This is a genomic window from Flavobacterium sp. 21.1 (genome assembly GCF_057801535.1).
In genome coordinates, this window is record NZ_JBYNXA010000003.1 from 52,698 (window position 1) to 72,427 (window position 19,730).

Consider the following 19,730-nt stretch of genomic DNA (forward strand, 5'->3'; position numbering starts at 1 on the left):
TGGTAATATTCAAATTGATTTCAGAATAATTCCCTCTGTCTAAAAACTGAATCAAAACTATTAATCCTAAATTCACAAACACTACCACACGAGTAGTACTTACGACTATTTCATGACGTTTTTCGATAACCTTTACAATTTACAATGCGTATTTAAGACTTAAAATCAGATATCTTGGCTGCACTGCATAACTGGAGAAACTGCTTGTTCCTCCTAACTGATTAAAACTACTGTCGTTAATCGATTTTGTATCCAATAAATTCGTGCCTGATAATTTCCACTCCCATTTACTGTCTTTCTTCTGATACATTAAAGTTGCCGACAGGAAATCATATTCCGTATCCGAGGTTTCCGATTTATTTCGGTTGTGGTAGAATGAATATTCCGATGTAAATGAGAAGGCGTCAAGGAAATAGTATTCTAAAGTCACCGACGGACTGTCAACATAATACGTATCATTCGAAAAATCATTAACCGTATAATTATACCCTAACTCCAGATTCGGAATTTTTTTGAAATTAGTTGAAAACTTCAGGTTATAGTTTTGCGTATACGATTCCGTTGTCTGTACCTCACTTGGATTGTTATCCGGGTTGGTGTCCGCATCCGGGAACACGCGAATATTGTTAAACTTACTCCAATTCAGACTCGCACCGAACGAAGCCTTATAATAGCGAAGGAACGAACGCCCGTAAGTTCCACTTCCTGATATCGTTTCATCCGCAAAATTCGAACTCATATTCGTGGACGAGGAAATCTGGTTGATTCCCGCAAACAAAACTCTGTTTTTAATTGCATCCACCTGTTTGGTATAAGTAAGATTGGCGAAGATATTTTCAAAATTGAACATGTTGTATTTGAAATAACGCAGGGAATGCACCTGAGAAAGTGAATTTTCCAACATTCTGTTACCTTTAAACAAACTGTTATAATTTGAGAACACAAAACCTTCAGCCAATTTGTTGATATCGGTAAAATTATTCGTCATGGAATAATTATAAGTCAGCGTTTCCGACTTCTTCAACTGCCATAACGCGTAGAAATCAGGAAGGATTCTGTTAAATGAATTTGTATTTGATGTTCCTAACTGCTCATCATTCGTATGATAATTATGCATGCTGAATCCGGGATTAAAGGTAAACTTACCGGTTATAAACTTGTAATGAAGTCCCAGAAACACATCATTAAATGCATAATTCACATCATTGTTATTGGCAGGATCAGTCAGGTCGTTTTGTGAACCGTTATCCAAAATCTGGAAAATACCGGAGTTGAAGTTTTGATACGAATACGTATTACCAGCAGTGAAATTAATATTACTTTTTGGCGTTACCATATAGTAATAATCAAATTTAGCATCAACCTTGTTGGTTTTCACAAAGCGATTCTGACTTACATCATTACGATCCTGTCCGGTAATGTAACCCGGTAAGACGAATGGTTGAATGGCCAGATTCGCATTGTAAAAAGGATCTTCGTCCTGATACAAATGTTGCATCTCGAAAGCAAAAACATTCTTGTCATCCAGCGTATAATAGTAATTCAGGTTCTGATTAAAAGAGAACGGATTTTGTTTCTTTTTCGAATAAATATCATTAAAAAACGTAACCGATCCTGTATTATCCGTCGTAGTCGCATTGGAAAGCAATACTGTATTTTCATCCTGTTTAGAGCCTTTAACCAAAGCATCGTAGTCGAAATGTACTTTTTCCGAAGGCACATAACTCGAACTCAATTTTAAAAACCCTAACTTACTATCTTGTTTTGTGGCGGAAGTTTCGTCATTGAAGGTGGTTGATTTATCGACTCCTCCGGCCTCATTTGGCCTTTCATCAACACGGGTTGATTTTACATTGGTGAGCAAATCAGTCTGACTTCCCATTAAAATACCAAAACCGCTTATGGTCCAAGCTTTTGAAGGATTGTAACTGAAATTGGCTGCTCCGAATTTCGTATCGATTTCCTTCGCCTGATTGTTTCGTAAGCCCATAATCCCCAAATCGTTGGAAGCCACATTAAAGCTGGTCCCTCCTCTTCGCATCATGTTCTTGAATCCGCCGGTAAACTTGAAATAATCCTGCATGGTGAGTGGTAATTCCCCTATGTTATTGAAGTTTCCGATGACATTCACGCTGTATTTCGGATTGTAATAAAACAACTTCGGATTGATGATATGCCGGTCTTCTTCATGGCCGACACCAATACCCGCAGTCATATCCCCAAACCAGAAGTTCTTTTTCCCTTCTTTTAGCTTGATGTTGATCGCAACATTTTCTTCGTTGTTTTCAAGACCTTTCAGATTGGTCACTTCATTATAATTTCGGAGCACCTGGATCTTATCCAATGCGTCGGCAGGGATATTTTTGGTAGCAATTTTGGTATCTCCATCGAAGAAATCCTTGCCTTCTACCATTATTTTTTGCACTTTTTTACCTTCAACCTGAATCTCGCCATCCTTGTTTACCTCAACCCCGGGAAGCTTTTTCAGAACGTCTTCTAACTTTCGCTCCGTCCCGTTTCTGAAGGAATCCGAATTGTAAATGATAGTATCTCCACTAATGGAAACGGGCATCTCTTTTACAATTTCAAGTTCCTTAAGCATCGTTCCCTCTTTCAGAGTGATATTTTTTACGATGTTTTGCGTTCCTGTTTTTATTGTGGTTTCATAAGGCTGATACCCCACATAACTTACTTTTATATCGTAAGTAGTATTGGGACTCAATACAATCTGAAAACGTCCTTTTTCATTGGTAATGGAGTAGCCATCCATTGCTTTTGTTGCCTGGTTGACAGCCATAATGTTAGCCATCTCCAAAGCAACTCCGGTAGTATCTTTGATTACACCTTCAAATTTCACATCTTGTGAAAAAGCGATTGTTGTCGCAAATAGTATAACAACAAGAAAAATATTCTTCATAAAGTGGTTTTGAAATAACAGATTAAATGGTTTTTAAACAATTTATGAATTAGTGTACCATTCTTACTCCGCCACCTCTGTTTCCACCTTGCGACTGCCATTGCTCACGCATTTCTTCCATTTTCTTGGTTACGATTTCATCGTACTCTTTTTGTTTGACAACCTTACCTTTTTTAGGTGCTTTTATTTCCACTTTATCTTTAGTATTCATAACCAGTTTCGAACACATGATTACTGTTTTTCCGTCGTTAACCTCAAGGATTAACCCCGGTAATCCCCAATAACCTTCAGGTCCTTGGTTAATAGGAATTTCAGGCGTATACCATGCCGTGATTTCGATTTCTTTCGGCATATCGAATTCGGTCATAAAACCTGTTTTCTTTTCTTTATCACTTTCTTTCTTCGCTTCATCTCCTTTTTTAGCCTCTTCCTCTTTTTTCAGACGTGCATTTCTGAAATCGGAAGCGCTTACCGGCATGACCGCAGTAGCTTTAAAACAATTGTAATCACCGATTTTCTTGGTTTCACCTGTCATTTTCCATTTCAGTTTCGGCAAAGAATCGACGATTAAAAATTCTTTTCCCATGAATTCTTTATCTACGGTATACGTTTTCTCTTTTACATTTTTATAGTAAGTTCCGCCACCACCCATCATAGAGCTCATCATTCTGAATCGCCCGGCGTTTTGTCCCGGAGCTTCCAGTTTTTCTTCTTCTTTATAGATCGAAGTGGTTTTATCAAAATTAAGAATGAATGTTTTTTCAAACATTTTCTTCATCCGTTCCTCCATCATTTTTCTCATTTCCGGAGTAATGTCTTTGTTCCCGTCCATTCTGGATTTGAATTCGGCAGTACTTGTTTTGGATTCATACACGGCCATACCCTGAAAATCCTGAGCAAATGAAGTCACTGAAGAACAAAATATTGCTATTAATGCTAACGAAAGTTTTTTCATAATTTTTTAAATTAATATAGAACAGATTAGACGATTATAACATCGCTTTGTTACAAATTGTTTTATTAGACCGCCACTTTAACAAAAGGTTTAATCCGCCAAAAAAAATATGATAATTAAAGCCTGTTTCTCATCTCATTAAATTTTCACACCAATTTTTTGTACTTTGGTCGTCTATGCGCAATTTTCTGAACATCGCCTTTCTTTTATTTTTTTTCTTTGGCTTCGGTCAGGATAAAAACAACACCGTCACATTTATCGCTTCCGAAAAAAAAGAAGCGGATTCATTTGTCGGTCAGGATGCGTTTGGTTTTTATTATACCATAAAAGACAATGTCCTTAAAAAAGAGAACAATCAAAAAAAACTGGAATATAAGAATGTCGCTTTAGGCAAAATAGATCGGATCGATCTGCAAAACCCATTGCAATTGGTGGTTTTTTACAAGGAAATGAATTCTGTTGTTTTATTGGACAACCAACTGAACGAAACCGTCAAAATCAATTTTTCGGAAACCAATACGGAGCTTCAGCCGCAATGGGTAAGCATGGCTTCTCAAAACCAACTCTGGTTGTTTGATTTCGCCACACAGAAATTAGGCCTTTACAATTATCTCAAAAGAACCTTTAACCCTATTACCGTAACTTTTGAAGTCCCTATCGTAAAAACACAGTCCGATTACAACTATTTTTACTGGATCAATAAGGAGCATCAATTGTTCGCCTCCAATATTTTCGGTAAAATCAATTTCCTTGGCAATGTCCCGGAATATGACAGTATTCAAATTTTATCTTCAAAACAACTATTGCTAAAAAAGGGCACTGTTTTGAGTATTTATAATCTGGAAAAAGAAACTTCAGAAATCCTTCCGCTTCATGAAAAAAGCATTGAAAGTTTCTATTACAGAGAACAAATTTTATCTATTTTTACCGACGACGAAATCAGGAATTATAAATTAATATTACCATAATGCATATAGCTGTAGCAGGAAACATTGGTGCCGGAAAAACAACTTTAACCCGACTTCTATCCAAACATTTTAAATGGGAACCGCATTTTGAAGATGTGGTTGACAATCCCTATCTGGATGATTTTTACCATTCCATGGATCGATGGTCGTTTAATCTGCAGATTTACTTCCTGAACAGCCGTTTTCGTCAGGTATTGCAAATCCGTGAAAGCGGAAAGAAAATCATTCAGGACCGAACCATTTACGAGGACGCTCATATTTTTGCCCCCAATCTTCATACCATGGGACTAATGAGCAATCGTGATTTCGAGAATTATTCCACTTTATTTGAACTGATGGAGAATCTTGTAGGCGCACCCGACTTACTTATTTACCTGAGAAGTTCCATCCCTAATCTTGTGGCACAGATCCACAAGCGAGGGCGCGAATATGAAAACACGATTTCCATTGATTACCTGAGTCGTCTGAACGAGCGTTACGAAGCCTGGGCCCAGACGTACAACAAAGGAAAATTACTGATTATTGATGTCGACACCACCGATTTCGTTAACAACCCTGAACACTTAGGAAACGTAATCAACCGCATCGATGCCGAAATAAACGGATTATTTTAAACGGAAAAGCCTTGTATTCACAAGGCTTTTTTTATTATTTATAACTATCGAACAAGGATTTCACTTTAATTTGTTCTATTGGTTTTGACACCCTTATGATTTTTCTTTCGCCCGGTAGCAAATCAAAATAATTGTCGCTCAAATGTCCACTATCGGCAAAGAGATAAACATTTTTAGCCAAAACATCCGTTGTCACTTCAAAACTATTACCGTCTTTTTTAGTGATAGTGATTTTAGGCATCATGAGTTGTAACTCTTTCGGTTTTCCAAAATAAAACAATGTCGATTTCACGTTCCCATCTGATAAAACCAGTTTCACTGAAAGTACGGCCTGCATCAGATTGAATTTCGAAAATTCTTTTTTATCGATGGAAAAATACACCTTACTTGTATTGGCTTCTACCTGAATTTCAGAAGACGACTTCCACATAACCGACCCCTTAAAATCCATGAGTTCCAACTGAAGATTTCCTTTTTTCGCATTTAATTCATCACTGATCACGTAAACTTTATACTGATTCTGTTCGTCATCCACGGAAACCAAAATAGTCTCAAAACTCCGCTTGGCCTGATAATGAAAAGCTTTCCAATGCCCAAGATAATCCACCGAGCTCCACGATGTCACCGGCCAGCAATCGTTAAGTTGCCAGTACAACGTTCCCATGCAATACGCTTTTGCTCTGCGATGCGCCTCTATTGCGGTTTTCATTCCTTCCGCCTGCAAAAGTTGTGACACGTAAATAAAATCCTCAAACTTTGTCGGAACTTTAAAATTGCGTTCCATATACGTTTGAATCGTCTGATAGCCTGTTGGATGTTTCTGATGATTTTTTACCGCATCCGATGTAAGATTCAAATCATTTTCATTGGCAAAAACCTTGAATGTTTCCGGATTTGGCATTCCCTGAAAACCGTATTCGCTCATGAAACGTCCGACTTTCTTTTTATAAACTTCAAAAGGTTCCATCCCCCACCAAACGCCCCAGTAATGCGAATCACCCTGAAGCAAGCTCTCTTTTCTTCCCCAACCGATGGAGGGTGACGACGGCCAATACAAATTCTTTTCTTTTGATAACAGACTGTCAAGCGTCTTCGGAATCAGTTCATGAAACAGTTTTTTATAGTCGTTCCAAATGGCCGTAGAATCTTTTTTGGAATACTTATACTGTTTTTGCCAACCCCAATTGTGCCAGCCTTCATCGTTTTCGTTATTTCCGCACCAGATGGCAAGACTTGGGTGATTCTGAAGGCGGTTTACATTATCGACCACTTCCTCTTTGACCGAATTCCGAAAGTTTTTATCCCCCGGATACATCGCGCAGGCAAACATAAAATCCTGCCAGACCAAAATTCCGTTTTTATCGCACTCGTTATAAAACGCATCATCCGCATAGATGCCACCGCCCCAAACACGCAGCATGTTCATATTGGCATCTACGGCATTTTTCACGATACTTTTGTATACCGAATCCTTGGCTCGCGGTAAGAAACTGTCGGGCGGAATGTAATTGGCTCCTTTCATAAACACCGGAATGCCGTTAAGTTTAAAGTAAAAACTTTTCCCTACATTATCCTTTTCCTGAATTAACTCGATAGTTCGCAAGCCGATATGCAATTCCTTGGTGTCGAGATTTTTTTTATCCTCCGAAAGAGAAATAATAAAAGGATACAGATACGCTTCACCTAAACCATTACTCCACCAGCGTTTCGGATTGTTGATTTCATAACTGATTTTCAGCTGATTTTTCCCTTTTCTAAGTGAATGGGATTCAATTTTATCATTGATTTTCAACAGATAGTTTCCGGCCTTCTGACAATTGATATCAGCAACAAAAAGCAATTCTGCCTTGGAATCCGAAAGCGACTTCTGTTCGTATTTTACATTTTCGATTTGAGCCGAATTCCACAAATGCAATTGCACTTTTTTCCAGATTCCGGCCGTTACAAACCTTGGGCCCCAATCCCAACCGTACTGATACTGCGCTTTTCGGGTAAATATTTTTTCGTCGCCCGGTAAGGTGTATTTGAGTTTCTTTGCTTGCGCTTTCCCTTCTTTGACTGCAGACTGAAAAACAACCTTTAAGTTGTTGGGTCCGACTTTCAGTTGTTTTTTTATGGACAATTTCCACTTTCGGAACATATTATCAGCTTTTAAAACCGATACTCCGTTCAGAAAAACTTCCGCATACGTATCCAGACCGTCAAATTGCAAATCGATATTTTGGTTTTCTAATTCTTTAGCGGAAATGCTAAATGATGTTTCATATTCCCAATCTTCATTTTCAATCCACTGCAATTGCTTTTCATTGACTCCGAAAAAAGGATCAGGAATCAGTTTATTGTTGAACAAATCGGTATGGACCGTGCCCGGGACAACTGCTGGTTTCCAGTTTTCATCACCTTTTTTTCTGAAATCCCAGTTTTCTTTTCCCAAATCCCGATGGAGGTTTTGCGCCAATGCCACTATCGGCAAACAGAAAACAATCAAAAACCGTAAAATCATTCGCATTACAAAAGGACCGATTTTAAAGCTTTAACCTCATCGATATTGGCAATTTCTCCTCCATCCGTTATGGCTGAAGAATGAAAGAAACCGGTATTGGTATGCTCCTTTACTACTTTTATATTGGACGAACGTAATCCGCCACCCGGCATAATAGTGATACGGTTATTTGCCCTTTCTACCAGATGCTGCAAAACCGAAATACCTTCTGTCACATTAGGCATCGCACCCGAGGTAAGTATTGTTGAAAATCCGCATTGGATAACAGCCTCCAGCGATTGAAACACATCGGATACTTCATCAAAAGCGCGATGGAAGGTACAGGGAAGTGGTTTCGCTATTTCCACTAATGCAGAATTGCGGTATTCATTTACGGTTCGGTCTTCATTTAAAACCCCAAAAACAAATCCGTTTACTCCAAGTTTTTTGAACTGTCGGATTTCATTTTTCATTTGGTCTACTTCATCTTCGGTATACACAAAATTCCCACCTCTAGGACGGATCATCACGTATAAATCTATTTCCAATTCTTTGCGCGTTTGTGCTGTAATATCGAAATCAGGCGTAGTACCGCCCTCTTTAATATTATCACAGAGCTCCACTCGGTCCGCTCCGCCTTGCTGTGCAATTAGCGCCGATTCCGGATTGAAACAGGCTATTTCCAGTTTTTGCATTTTTTCTACTCCTACTTAATTTTAACCATTTACAAATTTTGAAGACATTCTAATAATGTCTTATGATTTCAGAAAATAATCAGCATCTATTAATTTATTTCCCGTATTGTCGTACTTCGCATAATTGAATCCGCCCTGAACGCAATACGCGCCATGTTCTCCCTTTTTATTCAAAGCAATAAAGCCGACTTGAATATCCTTCAGATTTTTGTTTCTGTTTTTAGTCAGTTTCACAATTCTCGCTACTGCTTCTTCACAGGCTTTTTGAGGTGATTTCCCCTGACGCATCAGCTCCACCACTAAGTGACAGCCTGCAATCCGGATCACTTCCTCGCCATGACCCGTTGCCGTCGCCGCTCCGATTTCGTTATCCACATACAATCCGGCTCCGATAATAGGCGAATCGCCCACACGACCGTGCATTTTGTAAGCCATTCCGCTTGTTGTGCATGCTCCTGACAGATTTCCGTACGCATCCAAAGCAATCATTCCGATGGTATCGTGATTTTCGATATTGACTTTTGGCTGGTAATTACTGGTTTTCAGCCATTCCTTCCATTCTTTTTCTGAGGCCTCCACCAACAGATTTTCTTTTTTGAACCCTTGTGACAAAGCAAATTGCAGAGCACCTTCACCAACCAGCATTACATGAGGTGTTTTTTCCATTACGGCGCGAGCCACCATGATAGGGTGTTTTATATATTCCAGACAGGCCACTGAACCAATATTGGAAAACTCATCCATGATGCATGCATCCAAAGTCACTCTTCCATCACGATCGGGTCTTCCGCCATAACCAACACTACGTTCGTTTGGGTCACCTTCAGGTATTTTTACTCCGGCTTCCACAGCATCGAGCGCGCGTCCGTTCTCTTTCAGGACTTCCCAAGCTGCTTCATTGGCCGGGATTCCGAAATTCCAGGTAGAAAGCACAATCGGTTTCTTTACTGTGCCTGAAGGAACAATCACTTCATCCTCTTCCGATTTTCCACGGAAGGAATTTAAAGCTACCGCTACTGAAGCGATGGCGGTGGTTTTTAAAAAATTCCTGCGGTTTGCCATATCTTTTTTGATTTTTTTTGAAGTTACTCCACAACGATTTCATCCACAAACAACCAGCAAGACGAGCCTGCGCCCGGTTTTCCTTCTGGGACTGTTCCTGCGTTTGGAGCGATCACTTTTATGTATTTTGCTTTTTGTTTACCTAAGTCGGCGGCTACAATTCCTTTCATCTGACTGATTTCTTCGGTATCCACTTTTTTTACTGACTGAAATTCTTTCCCGTCTTTTGAAACCAGAATTTCAATATATTTCGGATAATAGATCCAGCTTCCTTCACTCGTGAAAACATCGATCGTCACTTTTGAAATATCCTGTTCTTTTTCCAGATCGATTGTGGCTTCCATATCTTTACCCCAGAAACCGATCCAATCCCGGCCGTATTTTTCCATATTCCCGCGCATTCCGTCCACTAAAGTAAACGAGCCTCCTATTCCGTAATTTTCATGCGGCTGGTTAAGTAAATTTATTTTCTTTCCTGTGGATTTCGAAATAGTAAAAGGCTGTTCGATTATCGCGCTTTTCTGTTTACCGTTTTCGAAATATGCCGCTTTTACTGTTTGGCTTTCCGTTACCAAAATAGGTTGGCCGTACTTTTTAGAAGTGGCTGTCGGCGTACTTCCGTCGGTCGTAAAACGAATTCCGCTATTGGCTGATTTAAGTGCAAAAAGCACGCCCCTGCCACTGTCTGACGGACCCACTTTTGAAGTCACTTCAAACAACGCGCGACTGTAGTTTATCCCTTTTGCATCATAAAACGAAAAATGCTGAATCAGTCGGTTTTGAAAATTCTGGTATTTTTCCGGGTCTGAAGTTCCCCAAACCACTTCTGCCAGAGCGGCCATTCGGGGCATGATCATATATTCCACATGTTCGGGCGTATTGATGTATTCCGTCCAGACATTCCCTTGCGCTCCTAAAATATACTTTGCTTCGTCAGCTGACAGTTCTTTAGGTGTTGGCTGGAATGAATATACTTTTTCAACCGTGGTGTAACCTCCGATGGCTACCGGTTCGTTTTTCGGTTCGCCCTGATAATGATCGAAATAGCAATGAGATCCCGGCGTCATCACCACATTGTGTTTTTGCTTTGCTGCTGCAATTCCTCCTTCTGTACCCCGCCAGCTCATAACAGCGGCGTTTGGTGCCAATCCGCCTTCTAAGATTTCATCCCAACCGATGATTTGTCTTCCTTTGGCATTCACGAATTTTTCGATGCGTTTTATGAAATAACTCTGAAGTTCGTGCTCGTCTTTGAGACCTTCTTTTTTAATCAGCGCCTGACAATGCGGACAGTTTTTCCAACGGGTCTTCGGACTTTCATCTCCTCCAATATGGATGTACTGCGAAGGAAATAGTGTAATTACTTCCGCCAAAACATTTTGTAAAAATTCAAACGTATTTTCTTTTGTACAGAAAACGTCATCTAAAACACCCCATTGCAGTGCCACTTCAAACGGACCTCCGGTACAGGACAATTCCGGGTATGCCGCTAAAGCCGCCTGAGCGTGTCCGGGCATTTCGATTTCGGGAACTATCGTGATGTGGCGTTCATTGGCGTAGTCCACAATTTCCTTGATTTCTTCCTGCGTATAAAATCCACCGTATCGTTTGTCATCGAACTTCTGATCGTTATAATGGCCGACCATAGAACCTTTTCTCCAGGCAGCGACTTCCGTTAACTTCGGATATTTTTTGATTTCGATGCGCCATCCCTGATCATCCGTTAAATGCCAGTGAAATGTATTCATCTTGTACATAGCCAGATAATCTATATATTTTTTTATGAATTCCTTTGGAAAAAAATGTCTGCAAACATCGAGATGCATGCCACGCCAGGCATATTTCGGTTGGTCTTCGATTTCGAGACAAGGTATCTTAATTTCATTCTTTTTTTCTGTTGGAAATAATTGCTGCAGTGTTTGAAAGGCGTAAAAAAGTCCGATATTTCCTTTGGAGGAAATCAGAATTTGCGAATTATTTACCTTCAATTGGTATGCTCCGGATTGCTTGTCTTTTGGATTTTCGACCTGAATCTGAATTGTATTTAAGGGACTTTTGGAATTGGCCGTTGTCATCAGTTCGAAACCATAGGTGGATTTCAGGAACTGATTGAAAAATTTAATTTCAGTATCGCTTTGGGAATTTCCAATTAGAATTAGCGTTCCCCGGTTTAAAACAAAATTCCCTTGTTTCTGAATCACTTCTTTGGGTTGTGGAATTAGAGGTAAAGTGTTTTGGGCAAAACCAATATTAACCAATAAAACCAGAAAAAGCGCAACTATTTTAGACATTGTTATTTATGTTGTTGTTTTGGTAAATTTAGTAAAATAAAAAAGCCCCATCCCGTTTTAATAACGATATGAGACTTTTGTTTATTTATTTATCAAAGAATTATTTTTTTATTACTCGAAGCGTTTTCATTTTATCCCCCTGAGTTACAACAATATTATAAATTCCTGAAGGGTATTTACCTCCGATTTGCCAATCGGAAATGGCATTTGGCAAAATTTGTCTTTCGTCGACTAATTTTCCCAACATATCATACACAGAAATACAAACTGTCTCTTCATTGGAAACTGTTAAGTCGAGGCTGAAGTTTTCCTTAAAAGGGTTTGGATTAGCCATAACCCAGTAACCATTTGCTGAAACAGGATTAACACTTAGAGTACCAGACACAACTAAATTAAATTGCGTGAGGCTAAAACAACCTGTTGCGTTGTTGGTGACCCGTACATATATTGGTTGCGGGTTACTGGTGTTTGTTATAGTATTTGGCAGTGCCGAAACATTATCAACAGCATTGGCAAGTGTTGTAAAAAAATTAACAGTATTCGCAATCAAATCCGAATTTATTTCACTTCGTTTAGCATCTAAGTTAAAAAGGCCTACAGCTGGTGTAGCATCGCTAAAAATCACGCTATCGCTAGTGGGATTTACTATTGGCCCCGCCAACAAACCTGCAGAACCTGTCCACTGCAAACTAAATCCTCCCTCGCCAATTGGCCTATCAATAGCGATATAGAACGTTTGTCCTGCAGTTACATCTAGCCAGCGCACATAACCATATCCATTGGCTCCAGGTCCCGAAGAAGTCATTAAGGATGTTCCGTTCATTCCGGTATGATTCGTTGCCAAACCTGCCTGAACTGAATTTGTGGTACAACAACGTATAGGTGCTCCCAAATTAGAACAACTCCTGTTTGGGCCATAGACCCAAAAATCATAATCCACATTAATATCTGTATTCAATGGCCTAAGATCAAAACCTAATGTCCCACTTTGCGCGACAATAATTTTCAGCCAGATAGAACTATGCTCAGATCCTCCACAAGCATTAACTTCCTGAACGGTACCAATACCTGAGGCATTCGAGGTAAAAACACCACTTGCACTAATTGTAATGGCATTGACACAATCATTGGGCTCTTGTGCTTTAGCTATAGTAATAAATAACAACAATACAGGGAAGTAAAAATAATATTTCATAGGCAATAGGTATGGTAGTTAATAAAAAACTAAGGTAAAGCAATTTTTGATGTAAAAATAAAAGCCCCACAAATTGTGAGGCTTTTATTTCTTATCAAACCGTTCATTTCTTTTTTGAAGCTTCTATTTTAGCGTTAACTTCGGCTTCGGTTCCTTCAAAAGTTTCTACTTTTTCCGTTTCTTTTCCGTTTTCAACCGTCGTTGTTTTAATGGTTGCTTTAGCTTTACTGTCGTTGATTTCTTTTTCAACGGAAATTCGTTTCATCACTTCTTTTTTCATCATCCCTTTTTCACCGATGAACTTTCCGTTTTCGTCATAATGCGACATACACATAGCCTTTTCCTCTTCGGAACACCCCATTTCTTCGCACATTTTAGCACATTCTTCTTTGCTCATGGATGCCATTTTTGACATATCACATTTTGTTTTGTGTCCTGCGTGCATTTCTGTTCCGTCACAGCAAGCACCTTTATTTGCTGCCGAATGTCCGTCACCTAAAATCGGCGCCGTCACCAGTCCGATCAAACACGTTAATTTGATTAGGATATTCATCGAAGGCCCTGAAGTATCTTTGAATGGATCTCCAATGGTATCACCGGTAACAGCCGCTTTGTGTGCGTCAGAACCTTTGTATGTCATTTCACCGTTGATCATTACACCCGCTTCAAACGATTTTTTGGCATTATCCCAAGCCCCTCCGGCATTGTTTTGGAAGATCGCCCAAAGCACCCCTGAAACCGTAACTCCTGCCATATAACCCCCTAACATTTCAGCGATTAATTGGTTATTATTTGAATATACTAATTTACCTAACAACACAATTGCGATTGGGAAGCCGATGGTTAAGATACCCGGCAACATCATCTCGCGTAGCGCTGCTTTTGTGGAGATTTCCACACATTTTCCGTATTCAGGTTTTCCGGTTCCTTCCATAATCCCAGGAATCTCCCTGAACTGACGGCGTACCTCGTATACCATATCCATGGCCGCTTTTCCTACCGAATTCATTGCCAAAGCAGAGAAAACCACAGGAATCATTCCACCCACAAATAACATCGCCAAAACAGGTGCTTTAAAGATGTTGATTCCATCAATTCCCGTAAATGTTACATAAGCCGCAAATAAAGCCAATGAGGTTAATGCAGCCGAAGCGATCGCAAAACCTTTTCCGGTTGCTGCCGTTGTATTTCCTACCGAATCCAGAATATCGGTTCTTGTACGTACTTCTTTTGGCAATTCGCTCATTTCAGCGATTCCTCCCGCATTATCCGAAATAGGTCCGAAGGCATCAATAGCTAATTGCATAGCCGTAGTGGCCATCATTGCTGAAGCTGCCAAAGCCACTCCGTAGAATCCTGCCAAAGCGTATGATGTCCAGATAGCCGCAGCAAATAGCAATACTGTCGGGAACGTGGAGATCATTCCGGTTGCCAAACCTGCAATTACATTGGTTCCGGCACCTGTGGCCGATTTTTGCACGATAGCCAAAACCGGTTTTGTTCCTAATCCGGTGTAATATTCCGTTACCGAAGAAATTACTCCTCCGACCGTCAGTCCGACAATCGTCGCATAAAATACCCGCATAGAGGAAATTTCCTTTAGGCCTTCACCGTAGAATTCCATTTTCATGGTGGCGGGTAACATATGCTGAACTAAGAAAAAACAAGCTACCAATGTAAGACCAATAGCTACCCAGTTACCGACATTTAAAGCGCTCTGTACTTGTTTTTCTTTAGCATCGTTACTTGAAATTTTAACCATCATCGTTCCGATAATGGAGAAAAGGATTCCGAAACCAGCTATTGCCATTGGTAATAAAATAGGTCCGATTCCACCGAACGCATCATTGATATTTCCACCCATGTCCTTGATAACATAGTTCCCAAGCACCATGGCCGCCAAAACCGTTGCCACGTAGGAACCAAATAAATCGGCGCCCATTCCGGCCACGTCCCCAACGTTATCCCCAACGTTATCTGCAATGGTCGCAGGATTTCGCGGATCATCCTCCGGAATACCAGCTTCTACTTTACCTACTAGATCGGCGCCTACATCGGCTGCTTTTGTATAAATCCCACCTCCTACACGGGCGAATAAAGCGATGGATTCAGCACCAAGAGAAAAACCGGCTAATGTTTCCAATACTACGGTCATGTCCTGAGTGGAAGTCCACGTCCCGTGCATAAAATAATTAAAGAAGAAAATAAAGAAAGACGTTAGTCCTAACACGGCTAAACCTGCTACACCAAGTCCCATTACAGTTCCGCCTCCAAAAGAAACTTTTAACGCCTGTGGCAGACTGCTACGCGCTGCCTGCGTGGTACGAACATTTGTTTTGGTGGCGATTTTCATTCCCATGTTTCCGGCCAAAGCTGAAAAAAAGGCGCCAAAAACAAAGGCAACAACAATTAAAATATGTGTGGTGGGAACTATAAAAGAAATACTTGCCAGAGCGGCTCCTGCACCGATAACAAAAAGTCCCAGTAATCTGTATTCTGCTTTAAGAAAAGCTAAGGCACCTTCGTAGATGTGATCTGAAATCTCTTTCATTTTCCCATCTCCAGCATCCTGCTTCAAAACCCAACTCCTTTTGACCCACATAAAGACAAGTCCCAACAATGCCATAAAAACCGGCACGTAAATCATCATTGATTCCATAAAATTTGTTTTTGGTATTTAGTTAAGTTAATATATTAGTAAATATATAGAAACAAAAACAAATAAAAAAGCAATATTCTTTGCAGAATATTGCTTTTTATATAAAATTTTAAGAAACCTTTATTATTTGATACTGAATAAGCCAGCCGGTTTATTTTCCAAGGCGTTGAAACGGTCTACACATTCTTTAAGAATACGTTTAGCGTCGTTTACATCGCCCCAACCTTCAACATCAACCTGTTTGTGCTCCAAATCTTTATAAACCTGGAAGAAGTGCTCAATTTCTTTCACTAAGTGCGGGTTCATATCCGACAAATCGTCCAATTTGTTCCAGATAGGATCCGATACCGGTACACAGATAATTTTCTCATCCGGTCCTTTATCATCTGCCATGTGGAAAACACCGATTGGCTTCACTTCCATCACACATCCGGGGAAAGTTGGCTCATTTACCAAAACCAATACGTCCAACGGATCACCGTCCAACGCTAATGTTTCAGGAATAAAACCGTAATCTGCAGGATACATCATCGACGAGAATAACATTCTGTCGAAACGCATTCTTTTCAATTCGAAATCATATTCGTATTTGTTTCTGCTTCCTCTTGGGATTTCGATTAAAACATCGAAAGTTTTAATTTTATCAGCTGTCATTATATTAACTTTTACGTATTTTGAGGGTGCAAAAGTAGCATAAAAACAACTCTCGTACAAGAAATTCGGACAATTATAAAGCAGATTTAGTGATAATATAACAAAGCCTCAATAAGGTTGTTGTCTGCCGCGTTTTTTAAGGTAATAATGCCACAGAAAAAAAGTTGCAGCCGACCGATAAGGTTTCCAATTTTCGGCATACGCAGCCATAGCTTCTTTCTCGTGGATGTCGAATAATTCCTTTATGGTATTGACAACTGCGATATCGCCAAGCGGAATAATATCCGGCGATTGAAGGCAAAACATCAGATACACATCAATAGTCCAATGACCGATACCTTTGATTTTTATCAGTTCCGATCTTATTTCTTCCGGATCTTTTAACGCAAGACCTTCCACGTCCAGTGTTTTATCTGAAACCGCTTGAGAAAGTGCTTTTAAATAACTGGTCTTCTGCCGACTTACGCCACAAGTTCTGTACGCTTCATCCGAAAAACCCAATAGTGTTTCAGGCAAAAAATCAGGAAGCGCATTTTTGATTTTATTGAAGGTGGCCTTAGCCGAATCAATAGAAACCTGTTGCTCCAGAATCAGCAGACAAAGCGTTTCGAAACCGGGCGGTCGCTGCACAAAAGTAGGCTCACCATATAAGGCGACTATTTTTTGGAATTTATCTTCATTTTTAAGAAGATGGGCAATCGCATTTTTCATTAGAAGTAGAACCCGAAAGAGCCTTTAACCGCAAATTTGTTGGCATCCGGCACATCTAAATAATTTCCTCTCCAGCAAAAATCCAGACGGAAGCATTTAAAGATATTTCCGATTCCGGCATGGTATTCCCAGTACCCGTTTTCCGGAGCGCGGTAGGTCAAACCAGAAGCATTGATAGCAACATTTTCATCGGAAACAGTACCAATTATTCCTTTAATACCGACAATCTCACGCCAGTTTAGTTTTCGCAGCAAAGGTACTCTTGAGAAAAGTCTTCCGTTAAAATGATGCTCCAAATGAAACGAAGCATACCTGTCAACCAAAAACTCATAATACTGCAGGTTACTGAATGTATTCTCGATCTGGAACCACGATTGGTTACCCGGAACAACACCCATCAACCCTAACGGAACTTCATTAAATATTTTTCCGAGCTCCATGGTGGTGAACAATCGTCCAAATCCACCGATCAGAACCGGCTGGCGGTAATAAAACTGAAGTTTTCTGTAATCAAAATCACTATCCAGAACTCCTTTGAACCCGTGACTGTAATTGGCAAAAACACGGGCAAAATTGTAATCCACCAACAAACGCTCCACACCGTGTCCGATAGTTTTGCGGCCTGGCGTATAATCAACCCTGAATTCAACTTCAGATTGTTTTACTTCACTTTGTATATTTCCTGCTGCATCATAATAATCCAAACTGAACTGATCTGAAGCGGATTTTAATGTCCTGTAGGTAAGTCCGGCTTCAACCGTTAAATTCTTAGCCACTTCCATTTCCGCCGACAGCATTGTCAGATTAATGGAGGTTAGCTTATTATTAGTCCCGCTGGAAAACAATGAACTGGACGCAAAACTTCGTCCCAGAACATCATTCGTGGTGGTCAAACTTACACCAATCTGTTCGACGTCTCTTCGATGTCCTGCAGATAAGATCAGTCGGTTCTTTTTATTTACCAGCCATTTCCCTGAGATACCATATTTAAACTGATCATCTCTTAAACCATAAGCCACAAATCCTTCAACACGCCAAGGATCATTCGGACCAAAATAAGTTCGTCCACCGGCACGCAGACGCAGACCTTCCACATCATTATACCCGAACGAGGAAAAAATAGGTCCGTAGTCAAATTTATATTTGGGTATATTTACGTATCCGCTGGCCAGAATTGTTGCCAGATTATAGATCCGTTTGAATTTCGGAATTGTGTTTAAGGTATCTAAGAGCCCGTAGATTCCCTTCTCATTTTTACTTAAGTTCTCAAACCTGTTTTCTTCCCAGAATTCATCCGATTTATTATATGCCTCACTGTCGAAAGCATCTACTTCCGTTTTATAGAATTTATCGTCCTTCGGAATATTGAATTTGTGATTTTTTACCAATGTGGTACGTTTTCCGTATACCCCTTTTGATTTTTCTTTTTTAGAGAAACTGAAATCCGACATCATATGATCCCTTGTCAATAAAAAGACGGAATCGTTAAGCACGTCAAATTCCTGTTCGATATAAATTTCCTTTACCCAGTTGATGTTAGCACTTTTACTGGCCTCCATGTTGATTTTCTTGATAGCGAACGTAGTATCATTCACCCAAAAATCCCCTTTGAAAGTCAGTTCGTTCTTTCTTCTCGGATAAAAGATAATGTTATAACACCACTTATTGTCAATATATGCACTATCGGTCAACACGTAATTATACACGTTGATTCCCGTGCGCGAAAGCGGACTTACAAAATCCTTGTCGAAGAATTTAAGGTAATTATTATAGATATCATACTCGGCATAAAGATCTTTTATAAAAGTACTTACACCGTCTCCACTTCCTAAGCCGGAATTCTTATTCGCTGTAACAATTTCTTTCTTTTTATTTTTGACATTATCTCCGTAAACATCACTTAACGTTTCATTTATGAATATGGGCAGGAAAGCCTTTCCGGTTACTTTCGAAGTATCAATACGGTCCCAAATGAATTCCATTCCTTTAAAAATCTTATTGGCTTTGAAAGCACTGTCAATGGAGTTCAGGTCAAATTCGACTTTTTCATACTTTTCGTATTGGTACTGATCGAACATATGCAGACCATTTTTCCGCTTACGTTCCCATATTTTTCGAAGAATATCTATGGCGGGATTGTTCTTTTTAGAGGTTTTGCCGGTGTAAATTTTAACCTCCTGTAGCTGGCTGTCCGGTTTGATGATAATTTTCATATCCAGATCCACCGATTTCGTCAGCGTGATTTCTACAGTCTTGAAGCCCACAAAAGAAACCACAAGTGTTTTGTATGTTTTATCGGACTGAAGGTAAAAGCGTCCGTTCTCATCCGCAACGATTCCTTCATTAGATCCTTTAAAATAAACATTGGCATAACTCATAGGCTGATTGGTTTCATCATAAACCAATCCCCCAACCTTAGTTTGCGCCGACATGCTGATATAAAAAACACAAAAACTTAAAACAAGTAAAAATTTCCTCATATACCGTCAAAAAAAAACTTCACCAGTAAATTACTGATGAAGTTTCA

Annotated in this window: 13 protein-coding genes; 2 read left to right on the plus strand and 11 right to left on the minus strand. The window is 39.8% G+C overall.

Features of this window, described 5'->3' with window-relative positions; all coding sequences use genetic code 11:
* Positions 1–139: 139 nt before the first annotated feature.
* Together AC3E9U_RS06975 and AC3E9U_RS06980 are read right to left on the minus strand one after the other, a co-directional pair.
* A complete protein-coding gene (locus tag AC3E9U_RS06975; protein ID WP_488746191.1) occupies positions 140–2,917 on the minus strand; it encodes a carboxypeptidase regulatory-like domain-containing protein in 2,778 nt (925 codons plus the stop codon).
* A gap of 49 nt (positions 2,918–2,966) precedes the next feature.
* Complete coding sequence (locus AC3E9U_RS06980; protein WP_488746192.1) at positions 2,967–3,872, minus strand: GLPGLI family protein; 906 nt, start codon at positions 3,870–3,872, stop codon at positions 2,967–2,969.
* A 176-nt stretch (positions 3,873–4,048) separates the two neighbouring features.
* Here AC3E9U_RS06980 and AC3E9U_RS06985 point away from each other — a divergent pair, with 176 nt between their 5' ends.
* Complete coding sequence (locus AC3E9U_RS06985; protein WP_488746193.1) at positions 4,049–4,840, plus strand: hypothetical protein; 792 nt, start codon at positions 4,049–4,051, stop codon at positions 4,838–4,840.
* On the plus strand, positions 4,840–5,454 hold the full coding sequence (locus AC3E9U_RS06990; protein ID WP_325201461.1) for a deoxynucleoside kinase: 615 nt from the start codon (positions 4,840–4,842) through the stop codon (positions 5,452–5,454). Before AC3E9U_RS06985 ends, AC3E9U_RS06990 begins: the two co-directional genes overlap by 1 nt.
* Positions 5,455–5,488: 34 nt before the next feature.
* Here AC3E9U_RS06990 and AC3E9U_RS06995 read toward each other — a convergent pair whose 3' ends face one another.
* From AC3E9U_RS06995 to AC3E9U_RS07035, 9 genes are all read right to left on the minus strand, one after another.
* Positions 5,489–7,963, minus strand: a complete 2,475-nt coding sequence (locus tag AC3E9U_RS06995) for a beta-mannosidase (protein WP_488746194.1) — start codon at positions 7,961–7,963, stop codon at positions 5,489–5,491.
* Positions 7,963–8,631, minus strand: a complete 669-nt coding sequence (locus AC3E9U_RS07000) for a copper homeostasis protein CutC (RefSeq protein WP_488746195.1) — start codon at positions 8,629–8,631, stop codon at positions 7,963–7,965. Before AC3E9U_RS07000 ends, AC3E9U_RS06995 begins: the two co-directional genes overlap by 1 nt.
* 60 nt (positions 8,632–8,691) lie before the next feature.
* Positions 8,692–9,693: an isoaspartyl peptidase/L-asparaginase family protein gene (locus tag AC3E9U_RS07005; RefSeq protein WP_488746196.1), complete on the minus strand. Its 1,002-nt coding sequence runs from the start codon at positions 9,691–9,693 to the stop codon at positions 8,692–8,694.
* A gap of 23 nt (positions 9,694–9,716) precedes the next feature.
* The gene (locus tag AC3E9U_RS07010) at positions 9,717–11,984 is read right to left on the minus strand and encodes a glycoside hydrolase family 20 protein (protein ID WP_488746197.1); all 2,268 of its coding nucleotides are present in this window, start codon (positions 11,982–11,984) and stop codon (positions 9,717–9,719) included.
* Between the two features lie 100 nt (positions 11,985–12,084).
* The gene (locus AC3E9U_RS07015; protein WP_488746669.1) at positions 12,085–13,179 is read right to left on the minus strand and encodes a T9SS type A sorting domain-containing protein; all 1,095 of its coding nucleotides are present in this window, start codon (positions 13,177–13,179) and stop codon (positions 12,085–12,087) included.
* 103 nt (positions 13,180–13,282) lie between these two features.
* Positions 13,283–15,838: a sodium-translocating pyrophosphatase gene (locus tag AC3E9U_RS07020; RefSeq protein WP_488746198.1), complete on the minus strand. Its 2,556-nt coding sequence runs from the start codon at positions 15,836–15,838 to the stop codon at positions 13,283–13,285.
* 123 nt (positions 15,839–15,961) lie between these two features.
* On the minus strand, positions 15,962–16,492 hold the full coding sequence (locus tag AC3E9U_RS07025) for an inorganic diphosphatase (RefSeq protein WP_488746199.1): 531 nt from the start codon (positions 16,490–16,492) through the stop codon (positions 15,962–15,964).
* A 108-nt stretch (positions 16,493–16,600) separates the two neighbouring features.
* Complete coding sequence (locus AC3E9U_RS07030; RefSeq protein ID WP_488746200.1) at positions 16,601–17,203, minus strand: DNA-3-methyladenine glycosylase family protein; 603 nt, start codon at positions 17,201–17,203, stop codon at positions 16,601–16,603.
* Positions 17,203–19,683 (minus strand): DUF5686 and carboxypeptidase-like regulatory domain-containing protein, encoded by a 2,481-nt coding sequence (locus AC3E9U_RS07035; RefSeq protein ID WP_488746201.1) that lies wholly within the window; start codon positions 19,681–19,683, stop codon positions 17,203–17,205. The genes AC3E9U_RS07030 and AC3E9U_RS07035 overlap by 1 nt, the downstream gene beginning before the upstream one ends.
* Between the last annotated feature and the right edge of the window lie 47 nt (positions 19,684–19,730).